The sequence below is a fragment of the Treponema sp. R8-4-B8 genome (genome assembly GCF_054786175.1).
The window spans coordinates 1-528 of sequence record NZ_BDHE01000297.1 but is presented as its reverse complement, the minus strand read 5'-3'; the positions used below and the strand labels follow the sequence as shown (position 1 = coordinate 528).

Genomic DNA, 528 nt, shown 5'->3' with positions numbered 1-528 from the left:
AGTGGGAGAAATTTGACAAGCTATTTGCATACAGCAAGCTATGGCGCTACAAAATAGACGGAATCAAAACAGCTCTAATGCAATGGATTGTAACGCATTTCTTTAGCGCAGAAGGCGGTTCGGCAACAGATGCCGATATTGATATTATGGCATCTTTGTTCATAGCTTATAAAAAAACAAATAAAAGCAAATATCTCGATGGGGCTCTGGAAATAGGCGAGAGCATTTGGAACTACGAAATAGATGCCTCTTCTCGTTTGGTTTTGCCTGCAGCCAGCAACGAAGCTATGGGCAAAGGGCAGCTTTACAACATAAGCTACATTTCCTTGCCCGCTCTTGGAATGCTTAAAAAATACGATAGCAATCACGATTGGGCATCTGTGCTGGAGGCAAACATCTCTTATATGCAAAAGGTGCAAAATAGCGGGGATGGCTCGTGGCCCGACTGGAACGATACAAGAGGTGTTCCGGCAAACCCAAATAACGGCTCAAGCGGAGCATTAAAAGCCAGCGATGGCACAAAAATAA

At 43.9% G+C, this 528-nt stretch carries 1 protein-coding gene; it reads left to right on the top strand.

Annotation, left to right across the window (positions count from 1 at the left end; all coding sequences use genetic code 11):
• The coding region (locus ACYVRA_RS08475; RefSeq protein WP_461252287.1) for a glycosyl hydrolase family 8 at positions 1-528 on the top strand (528 nt) is incomplete at both ends.